We start from the raw sequence: 13840 nt of genomic DNA, 5'->3' as shown, positions 1-13840 counted from the left end.
ATATCTTATGAAAACGCCCAAGCTGTTGAAAAAGGCCGAGGAGATACTCAGCGCGGAAAAGATGAAGCGCCGAGACAAGAAGAAGTCCCTCAAAGACATCCTGCAGAAGCTGAAGAAGCGCAAGCGCAAACTGGTACACAAGCTCGAGGCGGAAAAGAACAAAAGTGACAAGGAAAAGATACGCAAGCATCTTGCGGTCATTCGCGCACAGCGTAAGAAAGGCCTGAAGGCGCTCAAGGAGCTGAAGTAGCGGATTCCGGCCGCATATCGGCCCTCCGACAACCGATCCGCAGCGGCAGGTCACGTTGAACGGCCTGATTGGTGTCCCGTTTCCCGGCTCCCGCACCCGCCCGGCGATATTGAGGATGGCATGAAACAGAACGATGCTGACGTGTCGGCAGACTGGACGCGGGCAAGGAATAGTCTGAAGACGCGATGGGTGGCGGCGGTGATGGCGTTCTGGGTCAGCGTGGCCGTCCTCGCGATCGTGTTCTTCATTGACGGCAGGCTGGACCCTATCCTGGTTTCGATCGCCCTCGGCCTGCTGGTCGTGGGGATCTGGTTGAAGATCCAATACCGAACGCATCTGCGCAGAGACCCGAAAGGACCTTGAGACGTGTCTGGCATCGTTGACATCGGGTGTGCGGTGGCTGATGTGCATCATCGTTATCACGCGATCCACAATGCCCTGTTCGGCGCTGCGTCGTTCCGACTGATCATCGATGCACTGCGCGGACATCGCCAGCGTGCCTACGGTGAGTTCTCGCAGTCATTGAAAGGACTGCAGGACGAACTCGTCACGCTCAAGCTCCAGATCAAAGACATGACGCGCAACGAAGCAACGAAAGGCCGGGACCGGGAGTTGCAACAGGTGCTGTCCGACTACGCGGAGGCATTGGGCCAGGCGATCGCCGGGCTCGACCTGATCTTCACGAACCTTCGACAGGACGAGTCGGCCTACCGCGATACGGGCGTCGATGGCCGGTCCGGGTTTACACGGGACAAGGTCCAGTATGACCACCTGCTGGCCACGCTCGAGCGCCTGGGCACCCGGCTCAACCGGCTGTTTGCGAACTACTGACTACCGACTGCGCTGGTCGCGCGGCGGGTCTTGGTGTCCCCCGGACACCAACGGCGGGGCCGTGTGACGACACCGCCTTCGATCGCGGTATTCCGACCTCGCGTCTTCTCGGCGACTTCTCCACGAAACGTCCGAAAATGAGGCACTCGTCTTGCATGCGGCCGGACCGGTATTTCGGTGCTCGAGGGACCGAATTTGTTCGATGTCAGAAAAGTTGCGGAAATATGACAAAAACGCCGAATGATGCCTCGGCGCGCCTTGCCTAACGGCCCGTGAGGGATCATTTTTTTAAATAGAAGCACGATTCGAAGCGAAGATTTCGAAGAGCAGATTGTTGTCACGTCCCGCCATTCGGTGTGGGCGGTGGAGATATTCAACTTCGGTTTCCCCCGGGAGGATGAACAGCATGAAGTCGACCAATCCGTTTGCAGCCCTTTTCGGCCGCTCTCCTTTTCGGCCGATACAGGCGCACATGCGCGTGGTGGTCGAATGCGTGGCCGAGGTACCGGCGCTTTTCCAGGCGCTGCTGGACGGCGATCGGGCGAAACTCGAGGCCCAGAAGGCGGTGATCTTCGATAAGGAACAGGCCGCCGACGAGATCAAGAACCAGCTGCGTGGGCATCTCCCCAAGAGCCTGCTGATGCCTGTCGATCGACGCGACCTGCTCGACGTGCTCGCAATGCAGGATTCGATCGCCGATACCGCCCAGGACATCGCCGGCCTGCTGACCGAGCGCAGGTTTGAGGTGCCGCCGGGCATGGCGGAACCATTGATGGCGCTGGTCAACCGCTGCGTCGACACCTGCAACCACGCGGGCAAGATCATCGAAGAGCTCGACGAACTGGTGGAGATGGGGTTCAGGGGACGCGAGGCGAGCCAGGTCGAAGAGATGGTGGCCGACCTCAACAAGATCGAGGACGAAACCGACGAGATGGGCATGCAGCTGGCTCGCAGCCTGTTCGCACAGGAAGACAGCATGTCAGCGGTGTCGGTGATGTTCTGGTACCAGCTGATCCAATGGATCGGCGACCTGGCCGACTATGCCGAAAAGGTCGGCGACCGGCTGCGATTGCTGATCGCACGCTGAGTGTCGGCCGTGTCTTCGAGAATGCCGCAGACCATCCCGCATCTCCCGCGCACAGCGGGTGCTAAAAACAAGGCTAGGTAACAGTTATGGAAACCATCTCCGAATACGGCATGATCTTCATGGTCATGGCGGTGATCTTCGGTCTCTACATGACCTGGGGGATCGGCGCAAACGATGTCGCCAACGCGATGGGCACCTCGGTGGGCTCCGGCGCCATCACGGTGAAGCAGGCGATCATCATCGCCGCCGTTTTTGAATTCGCCGGTGCCTTCATCGCCGGCGGCAGCGTGACCAAGACGATCCGAAAAGGCATCATCGATCCCTCGGCGATTACCGGCTCGCCGGAATTGCTGGTGTACGGAATGCTGGCCTCGCTGCTGGCAGCGGCCATCTGGCTGATGATTGCGTCCTACCGCGGCTGGCCGGTGTCCACGACGCACTCGATCGTGGGTGCGATCGTCGGGTTCGCGATCGCCGGCATCGGCATGGATGCCGTACAGTGGGGAAAAATCGGCCAGATCGTCGCCAGCTGGGTGGTCTCACCGTTGCTCGGTGGCGTCATTGCGCTGGTGTTGATGATGAGTATCCGCAAGCTGATCCTGAATGCGGAAAACCCGTTCGCCAAGGCAAAGACCTACGGTCCCTTCTACGTGTTCCTGGTTGGTTTCGTCGTCAGCCTTGTCACGCTGTTCAAGGGGCTGAAGCACCTGAAGCTGGAATTTTCGATGGGTGAAAGCTTCATCATCGCCGTGGTCTTCGGCCTGATCGTTGCCGCGATCGGCAGGATGATGATCAACCGCGTCAAGGTGGACGAGATGGCGGAACGCGAGTTCCATTATGCCAGCGTCGAAAAGGCCTTCGTGCCGATGATGATTTTCACCGCCTGTGCGATGGCGTTCGCTCACGGCTCCAACGATGTCGCGAACGGCATCGGGCCGCTGGCCGCGGTGGTCTCGATCGTGCAAAGCGGTGGCGAGGTCGGTCAGAAGGCCTCATTGCCGATCTGGATACTGATCCTCGGCGGTGCCGGCATCGTGGTCGGTCTGGCCACCATGGGCTGGAAGGTGATGCAGACCATCGGCACCAAGATCACGGAGCTGACGCCGACCCGCGGCTACTGCGCGACGCTGGCGGCTGCGACCACCGTGGTGCTGGCCTCCAAGACAGGCCTGCCGGTATCGACCACTCACATCGCCGTGGGTGCGGTGATGGGCGTCGGGCTGGCACGCGGGCTGGGGGCCCTCGACCTGCGGGTGATCGGCAACATCGTGATCTCCTGGGTCGTGACACTGCCGGCCGGCGGCATCCTGGCCGCGATATTCTTCTACGTGTTCAAGGGCATTTTCGGCTAGCCTTCGGGGGAACCCGGGACCCGCTGCCGCGGATCCCGGCCCCTTCGTAACCAGGAAGTATTTGGCCGGTCTCCGCCGGTGCCCCTAAGCCCCCATGCACGAATGTGTCACAAGGATATGTACGGAACTGCACTACATGAAGGGGCTGCCGTTCCCCCTGGACGTGAAGTTCGGCCACGTGTTGGTCACCGGACCTCCAGGCGCGGGCAAGAGCACCCTGATCCGAAAGCTGGGCGGGTGGTCCGAGGAGGGCTATCTCGACCTCAGTCGGCCGCGGTGGTGGACCGACCAGGCGCTGGCGTTCCGTCCACGCGAGATCCATCTGGGTTTCCCGTTCGTGGGATACAAGAAAGCGCTGGCGGTCATCGACCCCGAATGGCTGCAGGCGAGTCCGCATCCCGAGTTGGAGCTTTCGAGGATCCTGATACCGCCGCCCAAGCGGCATTTCCTTTCGGTCAACTGGCGGCAGCGCTACGTCTTTGAGTTCCTGCTCCCGCCGGCCGAGGTACTGTTTGAACAACGCAGTCGACGCGCGCGTCATGGCAGCCACCCGGTCGACCGCAATCTGAGTCTGGAACTGGTGGAGGCGCAGTTGGAGGTGTTCCGCCAGACCGCACAGCACTTGTGCCGTAGCGGCGTTCGGGTCTATATCAGGGAGGGCATCGGTAGTCCTCCCGCCTGCATCGTGAATACGGAGCTCACCGATGGATAAGCCATCGCCCGAAGTCAAACCCGCTCTGCTCAAGCGCATTCGACGGGCGTTTTCGGGCCTGGCACGTTGCCGCCTGCTGAAACTGCGCAAGGCCTATCGACTGGTGGACGACAGCGTGCGTGTCCCGTACGAGGGATTCCCGATCGAGCTGAAGATGGGCGGCAGCAACGGCAAACGTTTGCACCTGTATCCGGAGTATCCTCTCGTGGCCTCCGACAAGGAGGCCGGCCCTCCCAATTTCCTGCTCGAGGATCCGGATCATTCCGGCCCGGGGATCGGCGGATTCCTGCGCCTGGAACCCGGGCAGAAGATCACCCTTGGGCGCGACGATATCAATCAGCTGGCCTTGTTCGACTACACCGACGACGTGGAGCGGGAGCATCTGCGCCTGGTGCATGATGGCGACGCGGTGGTCTTCAAGGACAAGACCTCGGTTGGCACCTGCATCTCGCCGATGCTGAACGAGGAAAAGAGCGAGCGGCTCGCGTGCCTGCAGCACCTCGTGGAGATCTACGGCGGCGCGCTGAAGCCGCTGCGCAAGGCCGAGGCACTCACGCTGATCAACCAGGTGAATCAGTTGATGGAACAGGAGGCCTTCCGTCCGCGCGACAGTCGCGGTCTTCCGGGAGGCCTGTTGGAACTGCCGGCGGAGCTGACCCCGATCATCGTGGCGGACCTGCATGCGCAGATCGACAATCTGCTGGTGATTCTCAGCCACAACGGGTTCCTGCGTGCGCTGGAGCGCGGCGAGGCCTGCCTGGTGATCATCGGCGACGCCGTGCATTCCGAACGCAGCAAGTCGCTAGACAAGATGAACGGTTCGATACTCATCATGGATCTGATATTCCGCCTCAAGCTGCGATTCCCCGAGCGGTTCTTTTTCATTCGCGGCAACCATGACAGCTTCGCCGAAGACGTCGGCAAGGGCGGGGTGCCCCAGGGGCTGCTGTGGAAACGCGCCTTGCGGGAGGCACGTGGCAAGGAGTACCGGAACGCGATGCAGCGCTTCTACGACCTGTTGCCCTATGTGGTCGCCTCACCCGATTTCTGCGCCGTCCACGCGGCGCCGCCCGGTAACAAGGTGACGCGCGAGATGTTGATCGACATCCATCAGCATCCGGAACTCGCCCAGGAGATGACCCGCAACCGCATGCAGCGGCGCAACCGGCCCGGTGGCTACACCAAGGGTGATGTGAAACGCTTCCGCAAGGCCCTGGGCCTGCCGCCCGAAACCCCATTCATCGTCGGCCATACCCCGATGGACCAGAAGAATACCTACTGGCTCAACGTCGGCGGTACCGACAATCACCACGTGCTGTACAGCGCCAACGATGCCTGGGTCGGTGCATTCGCCCGTATCGGCAAGCACATGTGGCCATTGAAGTACCCCGTCGAACCGCTGCGCAGACTGGTGAACCACCTGGCGAAAGGGAAAAAACTCAAGAAGATGCGTCTGGTGCGCACCTGAGCCCAGCCGCCGCGCACCGCATCGATTGCCTGTGCGTCCTGGCGATTGCAACCTGAGTGCAACAATTGCGTCATCACACTGAAAGAATACAGGTCCGTACTGCAGGCATGTCCGTACTCCATGCTATGGAGGTATCACCATGCTGCTTGCCCCCAGGCCACCGATCAACCTCGTTGCGGGTTGGCAATACCTGTTCGACCGCGGATACCGGCGGGAGATCCGCGACGACTGGGAAACACAGCCCCTTTGGGTCACCGTCGCGCAGACGATTGCGGGCGTCTGCAGTGTCGTCTTTCCGGTGATCGTCTTCGCGCTGCTCGCATTCGTCGTCGTCGAACGACTTCTCTAAGCGAAGCGGTCCAAACCTGAACAGGAACCGCTGGCCTGCGAACGGCCGGTGCCATCGACGTTCGATCCGGCGTCCCGGGCCGAGCCTGAATGCAGATCTTTCCGAATTGCCTTGTCCGGCACCCGTAACACGGGCGCGGACAGACCTTTGCGATGGTGGCCCATGACCCCATCGCGGCCTAGAATCTCCTTGTCCGGCGGCCGGGCTCAACCGACGCCGTCAATCCGGGAGTAACGATCCATGGCCCAAGACCCGCCCAGGCATGGCCGTACCGGCCGCGCCATCGATACCGACAAGCTCGACCGGGTCGTCGCCGATGCGCGACGCGCCAGCGACGAACGCGCGAGCGGTTACCGTGAGCAGGCGCTAAAGCTGTTTCCCTGGGTGTGTGGCCGCTGCGGACGCACGTTCACCCGCACCAACCTGCAGGAGTTGACGGTCCATCACAAGGACATGGATCACGACAACAATCCTCCCGACGGCAGCAACTGGGAGCTGCTGTGCCTCTATTGCCACGACAACGAGCATCAGAAGTACGAAGAACACATGGCGGCAATGAAGACAGGCAGCAACGCGGGTTCCGGTGCGAAGAATGCCTCTGAGACCCGTTACCGGCCGTTTGCAGACCTCGAGGGACTGCTCAACAAGAAGGATTGAGCGGGTCACCGTTTTCTCGTCCGCTTTCACGACGCCTCACGAGGTCGGTATCCGGCCAACTGAAGTACCAGTGCCTGGCGTTCACGGCAGGGCAAAGAATCCGCCATTGGAACTAAACAATCGGCATCCAGACTCCCGGGGCGATGCGCTACGGCATCGAACTGACTCGTACAAAGGGGATGACTGGATGAAGAGTAACAAGGGCTTCTTCGCGGTGATGGCGTTGGGGTTGGCGGTGACGGCCGGCCACACCAACGCCGGTGGCGGCGCCGATGACCGCGGCGGCCATGGCGGCGGTTGGCATGACTCGGGTGACGCTGATCAGGCGGTGCAACTCGGCCCGCGTCCATACTACCTGGTCGAAGGGTTGGGCGAGGGACGCCTGAAGGATCGGCTGATGCAATGCCAGGACGGTCCCTTCTATCGCACGGACTTCTCAATCGCCCACCGTGGTGCGGCGATGCAGTTTCCAGAACACTCAGACGTTTCCTACCGTGCCGGCGCGCGCATGGGCGCGGGCCTTGTCGAATGCGACGTCAGCTTCACCGCCGACGGCGAACTGGTCTGTCGTCACAGTGAGTGCGATCTACACACCACGACGGACATTGTCACAACCGCACTCAATGCCAAATGTACCGTGCCATGGACCGGGCCCGGTCAGTCGCCGCCGCCGAAGTGCTGCACCAGCGATCTGACGCTGGACGAATTCAAGACACTGCAGGCGAAGATGGATGCGAGCAATCCTGGCGCCGCGAGCGCCGAGGGTTATCTCGGCGGAACTGCGGACTGGCGTACCAATCTGTACACCGGGCGTGCACAGGTGTTGTCGTTCCGCGAGAGCATCGCATTGAACCAGGCACTGGGCGTCAAGCATACCCCCGAGCTGAAGGGTGCCGAGCACCAGGATCGCATCGACGCGATCTTCGGTAGCCAGGAGGCCTATGCGCAGCGCTTCGTCGACGAATTGATCGACGGTGGTGTGCATCCGCGCGATGCCTGGGTGCAGTCGTTCAACAAGGACGACGTGCTGTATTGGATTCAGAACAACCCGCGCTTCGGCCGACAGGCAGTGTTTCTGGACAGCATCGACCCCACAGCCAACCCGGCGATCGAGCGGCTGAGCTTCGATGAACTGAAGGACCTGCGCAGACAGGGTATCCGCATCTTTGCGCCACCGATGTGGGCCCTGTTGTCGGTGACCGACAATGGCAGGATAGTGCCGTCGCGCTACGCCAGGGACATCAAGCGGGCCGGCCTGGAGATCATCACCTGGACCTTCGAACGCGCTGACCTGCGCCAAGGGGCGGCCAAGGGTGGTTGGTATTATCAGTTCGATCCGCAAGGGATCGCCGTGCAGAATGACAGCGACATGTACCTGGCACTGGACGTACTGGCCCGCGAGGTGAAGATACTTGGGATCTTCTCCGACTGGCCGGCGACGGTGACCTACTACGCGAACTGCATGGGCCTTCGATAATCGGCATCGGGCTCCGGGGAACACCCGGAGCCCACTAAGCGGTCGGTGCCCAGTGGACGGGATCGCGACGGGGTCAGGTCATCTGTGAGACCGACAGCTGGCGCAGCGTGGACGACTTCTTCGACTGGTGAAACGCCATGCGGTCGAGAACTGCGCCGAGGAACCGTGTCGCGTCGATGATATAAGGCCCCTTGTTGAGCATCACGCACTCGGCCCGGCCGCTCATCGCCGCATCAGTCACCTCCGCGCGCGACGGTGCACCCGTCTTGGCGAGTCCCTCGAGGACCTGGGTCGCCCAGATCACCGGCACGTGCGCCGCCTCGCACATCCACAGGATCTCCTCCTGCACCTCGGCGAGCCGTTCGAAACCCATCTCCACCGCAAGATCACCGCGAGCCACCATGATGCCCACCGGCGGCGAACGCAGCGCGGCGAGCAGGATGCGCGGCAGACGGTCGAAGGCGCGGCGATTTTCGATCTTGAGCACGATCCCGAGATGACCGGCATTGAGATCGTTGAGGCGATCGACCAGCAGTTCGATATCATCCGGTCGGCGAACGAACGACAGGCCGACCATGTCGACGTGTGGCGCGACGACCGCAAGGTCATCGAGATCTTTCGCGGTCAATGCCGGCAGGTCGAAGGTGGTATCCGGCAGGTTGATGCCCTTGTCGGCACGCAAGCGGGAGCCACTGGCGCGCGCATGTTCGATCTCAACAGTGAAGTCGTCCTGGCTGACCGCCACGATACGGCCACCGATCTTGCCGTCGTCGAACCAGACCCGCTCGCCAGCCTGCACCCGGCTGAAAATCGCACCCAGCGTACAGGGGACGCGCGCCGGTGCGACGACTTGGCCACTGACATCGCGCACGGCAGGGTGACCGTGCAGCTCCTCCCGCGTCACCTGCAGGCGGTCGCCGCGATACAGCGTCAGCGTCGGGGCCGACTCGGGCAGTGACCCGACAGCGCCCACCGCCAGTTTGTGGCCACGGCGTTTCAACTGCAGCGGGTGACCGGCCTCTAGATAAAAGGTCCGGTCGCATTCGGCAATCGCACCCTGATCATGGCGGGTGGTGACCGTCAATCGGCGCCGCCGATCGCGGGTATCGCGGAATTCCAGCCGATCGCCCGCTTCCATCCGGTCGAGCAGCCCGGCATCGATCGGCAGCGCCGCATCGACGTCGTCCGGTGCCTGCGATGACGTATCGCTCGCATGCAGCCAGACCCGGGCGTTCGTAACCACTCGGCCGCGGTTGTCGCGCTGCGGGCGCACCTTCACGATCCGCTCGCCGCCGCCGATCGTGCCGGTACGGAGCTTCGGACCCGCCAGGTCGGCGAGCACCCGGCAGTGCACACCGAGTTCCTGTTCCGCGCGCCGCAGATGCCCAACCATCGCCACCCAGGCCGCGGGCCCGTCGTGCGCGCAGTTGATGCGCATATTGGTCATCCCGGCCTGGAGCAGGGCGCGTACCAGGTCCGGGTCGTGCGCCGCCTCGCTCGGCATTGTGACCATGATCCTGCCGGGACTGCGCGCCGGCGGGTTGCCCAGGAGTGCGTTTGCGTGGTCGGCCAGCAGCGCCGGCCCGCTGCGGAAGCCGACCGGGGGGCGACGCTCGATGGCCTCCGGTGCCTGGTCCCCGGTCAGTCGATGCAAGGCGCCAAACACCGCGTTCAGGGTCGCCAGGGTGTGTGCCTCCATGCGTCCCAGCGACGAGAGACCGAGGCTGGACAGATGCTCCTGCAACTTGCGGATATCGTGACGGCGAACGCCGAGGTAGTGCAGCAGATTGCGCGCGCTGTCGAGGAACTCGGGGTCGACCTGCTCGAGTTCCGCTGCGTACAACAGCTCGAAATCCACAGCGTCCTGCAGAAGTTTTTCAACCTCGGGTATCAGCCGTCTCAGAAAACGCGACTCAATCTGGTCATCCATTGTTGCAAAAGGTGTCATGCGCGCAGCTGGGAAGGCGGTTCGCTGCTTGCCGCCGGGCGCGTGATCGGCCAATCGGCCTTCGCGCCCAAGCGGGCATTTCTACCACGGCAACTTGTAACGAATGTGACAAGCCTTGGTCATGCACTCGACACGAGGTGCGGTGTCGGCGTGGACGGCGCCCGACAGTCGCCTGTCGTTCCGGGCAACCCGTAGCGGTCAGGTTTCGCCGACGAACAGGTAGTAGGGTACGCGCAGACCCGGCAGATAGGGCACCGGTGCGCGTCGCTCGGTGAGCTGGTGCCGCGGCAGCACGCTGCGCAGATAGGCCAGGCGCGCCGGGTCGAGCCGGACGCCATCGTGGCCAAACCACCGCGGCCAGAACCAGCGGGCGAAGCGACCGTGGCGGACCATCCCAGCGGCCGGGGCGCGCTCGGAGACGTAGAAATCGACGACGCCGAGCCGGCCTCCCGGTCGCAGCATCGCCAGCGCATTGTCGATCGCCCCGCGCCAGTCGGGGATCATCGTCAATGCATAGGAGAAATAGACGCAGTCGACCGCTCGATCGGGGCGCCAGCTGACCGCATCCGCCTCGACCAAGGTCACGTTCCGGGGGAGATCGCGAGCACGCGCCTGGTTCAGCAGGGCCGGGCAGAGATCGACCAGGTAGACGGACGAGAAGGTGGAGAGTTCGCCCCCGAAAAACAGTAGGTTACGTCCTGTTCCTCCACCCATTTCGACAACGTGCGCGCCGGCGCCCGGGGCGAGGTGCCGGATGAGTTCGCCGCGGCCGTGCAGCAGGCGCTCGCGGAACCTGTCGTAGTGCCCGGCCTGCGGCGCATAGAAGGCCTGCAGACGTTCGGCGTGCGAGCCGCGGTGTCGCTGACCGAGCAGGAGGTGCCAGATCACCTGGATCTCGGCGGCGATCATGCGATGACGTCTGCGACGTGAAACCCCGCATAGGTATGCACCCGGTCCATCTGCTGCAGGTGTGATGCGAGTGCACCGTGAAACAGCAGATGATCGTGCAGGCGGGTGCCGGCGGAGCCCAGCTCCAGTTGCTGCAGATAGGCCGGCTGCGCATGCGCGCTACGGAAGATGATGCGGGCTGCAGGCGTGGCGCGGCGCAGAATATAGCGCCACTCCTCGGCCAGGGCCTCCGGATAGTACGAGCTCATCCAGTCCATGTGGTCGAGCAACACGAACTTCGAGATGCGGGTATCCGTGGCCTGCAGAAACTCCGTGACCGTCGAGGTGTGCAACGAGATCCGGTCGACCAGACCGTCCTTCAGCAGGGCAAAATTGTCGCGCTTCAGGTACTCGGGGCAGCAGGTTTCCGTGTACCGGCCATGCACGTAGACGTTCCAGAAATAATTGGTGTGCATCGGCAGGTTGCGCAACACGTATTCCAGCGAGTCACGCACGAACCCCGCAACCCCGTGGCGATGTTGATCGATCACCTGTTTGCGCTGCGGATGGGGGACGCCCAGCATGCTCATCGTCAGCTGGCGCGACAGCGTCCAGTTGACCGCGGGTGTCCACATCAAGGGCTGCACGCGAGTGTCGTAGATGCGTCGTTGTTCGTCGAGGTCCTGCGCGCCAAACAGGTCCCGGATACCTGTCGCCAGCCGCGGCCGCATCGCGAGATAGGCCCGAAATGCCCGTGCGACGATCCCGGAAAGACCGTGGAAATAGAAGCTGCCTTTGGGATTGCCGAACCAGCCGACCCGCTTGTCCCAAAACACCCTGGCAAACGGTGAAAGACGGGCACGGAGGGCGTCATGGTAGAGCTCGCGCATGCGCGGGTGATAGCCGTTGCCGAACGCGCAGAAGAAATCGTCGTAATCGAGCTGCGCGATGCCGGCCAATTTGAGTTCCAGCAACGCATTCTGCCGCGGATTGGCATCGACCGCGTGGATCCTGCGCGGGCCGACCAGCGCATAGTCGAGCACGTTACAGCCCGCGCTGGTGATCACCAGCAGGTTGTCTTCGGGGCCGATATTCAGCGCCAGCCGGTCGACCGCCGGATCCTCCCAGCAGGTGTTGTAGACGAGGGCGCGTGAATAGATCGCGTTGAATACCCGGTGATCGATGCGGTCGAGGAGGGTCTGGGGGGTCTTCAGTGGCATGAGCTCGGTCAGGTTTGAGTGAAAAGCGCGGCCGACATTAAAGTGCAAACGTGACAGATGAGTGTCGCCACCAAGACACCACCCTGCGAACCCCCGTTGCCGATTCGGCCGTCGGTCGAATGCGCCGCGGCAGCGAATTTCCGCGGCACGGTGACGACGATGATGAGGTTTCGGCTAGAATCCGGCTCCCCGACGATCAACCGGTGAAGCCACGTGGACATCTCTGAAAGCCAGATCTATGAAGGACCGGTGACCGCCTTGGGCGGAGAAGGCCCGAATGCGCGGTGGATTGTCGTCAATCCTGCCGGCAGGCTTCACGCGCATTCGCTCGACGACCCCCTGGATCTGCACTGCATGCCGATCGGCTTACTGCAGATCGCCTTCGACGCGGGCAGGGTGCGATTGATCGATACCCAGCCAGATCATCCGGTGATCCACCTGCAGCGTGAGAAGGAACGGTTGGGGATCCGCGATACCCACCTGGGGCTGCACGGCGCCCAACTCGACGCCATGTTGCAGCTGTTGGAGAAAGCCGTTGCGACGGGCGCCGACTATGCGCGCTATCTGGCGGGGGAGATCCTGGCCGGTGTGGCGGCATCGCACAGCGCCGCCGACGAGATGCGGGCGGTGCGCGATCGGGTGATGACCATGCTCGGGGGCTACTAGCGCCGGGCGGCGCGGTCGCAGTCGCGGTCTTGCACGCGACCCGAAGCCGGCGCCGCATCCCCCGCCGGCGTTTGAACCCGGTAACGAACACGTCATTTCAGCGCGCCGGTACGGCGCGATCTTTCTTTGGCCACGCCCGTCGATTGCAGGGAGTCTGACGTCGACGGTCGAATCGGCAACATCGTGCGCTGTCATGCCATTGTCATGCTGCTGTCACTTGCATACTGCAGTCTAGATGGCAACGACTTGAATCGCCGGATCTGCAATACGAACATGCACCTTACCGAGTCCCTACGGCGGATGCTGGGCCACATCGACGCGGCTCCACGTCGCAAGAGTGATGAGACGCGCCGCCTTAACGATGTGTTTGAGCGTTTGAAGGCACAGGAGACTGCACTGAACGCGGAGTTGGCGACCGAGCAGCGTCCGGCCCAGCGGCGCAAGTTGATGATCCAACTCGAGGTCAATCGATTGCAGCAGGCAAAATGCCTTGAAAATCACGCGAGCCCGGAGAAACCGGCCGCCGACTGATCGCGTTTCGGCAGACGGGATCTCGTTCGAATTCACTACGTGGTCTATATGGGGGCGTCGTATCGCCCCAAACTAAGCGACCAGCGGCCCCACTGCGGCGCCACCCCAACCTTTCCGCCGTGGCGCTCGACCGGCGGTACTCAGTCGGATGGCGGTTCGCCACCCAGCCTGGGGATACGTCTCTCAGCCAGGGTTGAGACGATCTCTTCGAGTTCCATGAGGCGTTCGGTGGCCATCGCATGCAGCTGCGCTGCGCCCGGCTCTTCGGGTGGCAGCTCGAGAATGGCCTGCCAGTAGGCGATCCTTGCCCCGACCGACCGGGATGGGGAGGCGGGAGGCGACCAGGACATCGTGTGTACTCCAGCATGGCTCGGGACTAAATAAAGAGTACCTCCGATCGATTC

General features: G+C 62.6%; 16 protein-coding genes. 12 read left to right on the top strand and 4 right to left on the bottom strand.

What is annotated here, in order from left to right; all coding sequences use genetic code 11:
• Positions 1-7: 7 nt before the first annotated feature.
• The 10 genes from H6955_18840 to H6955_18795 all read left to right on the top strand — a co-directional run bounded on the left by H6955_18840 (position 8) and on the right by H6955_18795 (position 8183).
• Positions 8-250 (top strand): hypothetical protein, encoded by a 243-nt coding sequence (locus H6955_18840; GenBank protein ID MCP5315624.1) that lies wholly within the window; start codon positions 8-10, stop codon positions 248-250.
• A 120-nt stretch (positions 251-370) separates the two neighbouring features.
• Positions 371-613 (top strand): hypothetical protein, encoded by a 243-nt coding sequence (locus H6955_18835; protein ID MCP5315623.1) that lies wholly within the window; start codon positions 371-373, stop codon positions 611-613.
• 3 nt (positions 614-616) lie between these two features.
• The gene (locus H6955_18830) at positions 617-1081 is read left to right on the top strand and encodes a hypothetical protein (GenBank protein ID MCP5315622.1); all 465 of its coding nucleotides are present in this window, start codon (positions 617-619) and stop codon (positions 1079-1081) included.
• Positions 1082-1487: 406 nt separating this feature from the next.
• On the top strand, positions 1488-2168 hold the full coding sequence (locus H6955_18825; protein MCP5315621.1) for a TIGR00153 family protein: 681 nt from the start codon (positions 1488-1490) through the stop codon (positions 2166-2168).
• 86 nt (positions 2169-2254) lie between these two features.
• Positions 2255-3520: an inorganic phosphate transporter gene (locus H6955_18820; GenBank protein ID MCP5315620.1), complete on the top strand. Its 1266-nt coding sequence runs from the start codon at positions 2255-2257 to the stop codon at positions 3518-3520.
• Positions 3521-3656: 136 nt separating this feature from the next.
• Complete coding sequence (locus H6955_18815) at positions 3657-4232, top strand: serine/threonine protein phosphatase (GenBank protein MCP5315619.1); 576 nt, start codon at positions 3657-3659, stop codon at positions 4230-4232.
• On the top strand, positions 4225-5700 hold the full coding sequence (locus H6955_18810) for a metallophosphoesterase (GenBank protein MCP5315618.1): 1476 nt from the start codon (positions 4225-4227) through the stop codon (positions 5698-5700). The genes H6955_18815 and H6955_18810 overlap by 8 nt, the downstream gene beginning before the upstream one ends.
• 139 nt (positions 5701-5839) lie before the next feature.
• Entirely contained in the window at positions 5840-6049 is a 210-nt protein-coding gene (locus tag H6955_18805) for a hypothetical protein (GenBank protein ID MCP5315617.1), read from the top strand.
• A gap of 240 nt (positions 6050-6289) precedes the next feature.
• On the top strand, positions 6290-6706 hold the full coding sequence (locus tag H6955_18800; GenBank protein ID MCP5315616.1) for an HNH nuclease family protein: 417 nt from the start codon (positions 6290-6292) through the stop codon (positions 6704-6706).
• Between the two features lie 187 nt (positions 6707-6893).
• On the top strand, positions 6894-8183 hold the full coding sequence (locus H6955_18795) for a glycerophosphodiester phosphodiesterase (protein ID MCP5315615.1): 1290 nt from the start codon (positions 6894-6896) through the stop codon (positions 8181-8183).
• A 73-nt stretch (positions 8184-8256) separates the two neighbouring features.
• Here H6955_18795 and H6955_18790 read toward each other — a convergent pair whose 3' ends face one another.
• The 3 genes from H6955_18790 to H6955_18780 all read right to left on the bottom strand — a co-directional run bounded on the left by H6955_18790 (position 8257) and on the right by H6955_18780 (position 12239).
• On the bottom strand, positions 8257-10113 hold the full coding sequence (locus tag H6955_18790; GenBank protein MCP5315614.1) for a pyruvate kinase: 1857 nt from the start codon (positions 10111-10113) through the stop codon (positions 8257-8259).
• Positions 10114-10329: 216 nt separating this feature from the next.
• Positions 10330-11040, bottom strand: a complete 711-nt coding sequence (locus tag H6955_18785) for a methyltransferase domain-containing protein (protein ID MCP5315613.1) — start codon at positions 11038-11040, stop codon at positions 10330-10332.
• The gene (locus H6955_18780) at positions 11037-12239 is read right to left on the bottom strand and encodes a BtaA family protein (protein MCP5315612.1); all 1203 of its coding nucleotides are present in this window, start codon (positions 12237-12239) and stop codon (positions 11037-11039) included. The genes H6955_18785 and H6955_18780 overlap by 4 nt, the downstream gene beginning before the upstream one ends.
• Before the next feature lie 213 nt (positions 12240-12452).
• On the opposite strand from H6955_18780, the gene H6955_18775 reads away from it, so the two are divergent.
• Both H6955_18775 and H6955_18770 read left to right on the top strand, forming a co-directional pair.
• A complete protein-coding gene (locus tag H6955_18775) occupies positions 12453-12905 on the top strand; it encodes a hypothetical protein (protein MCP5315611.1) in 453 nt (150 codons plus the stop codon).
• Positions 12906-13031: 126 nt separating this feature from the next.
• Positions 13032-13436 (top strand): hypothetical protein, encoded by a 405-nt coding sequence (locus H6955_18770; protein ID MCP5315610.1) that lies wholly within the window; start codon positions 13032-13034, stop codon positions 13434-13436.
• 140 nt (positions 13437-13576) lie between these two features.
• On the opposite strand, the gene H6955_18765 is transcribed toward H6955_18770, so the two are convergent.
• Complete coding sequence (locus H6955_18765) at positions 13577-13786, bottom strand: hypothetical protein (GenBank protein ID MCP5315609.1); 210 nt, start codon at positions 13784-13786, stop codon at positions 13577-13579.
• Positions 13787-13840 lie beyond the last annotated feature (54 nt).

Source organism: Chromatiaceae bacterium (assembly GCA_024235395.1).
Taxonomy (GTDB): domain Bacteria; phylum Pseudomonadota; class Gammaproteobacteria; order Chromatiales; family Chromatiaceae; genus Thiosocius.
The sequence above is the reverse complement of the archived record's forward strand: the minus strand, read 5'-3'. Positions and strand labels throughout refer to the sequence as shown.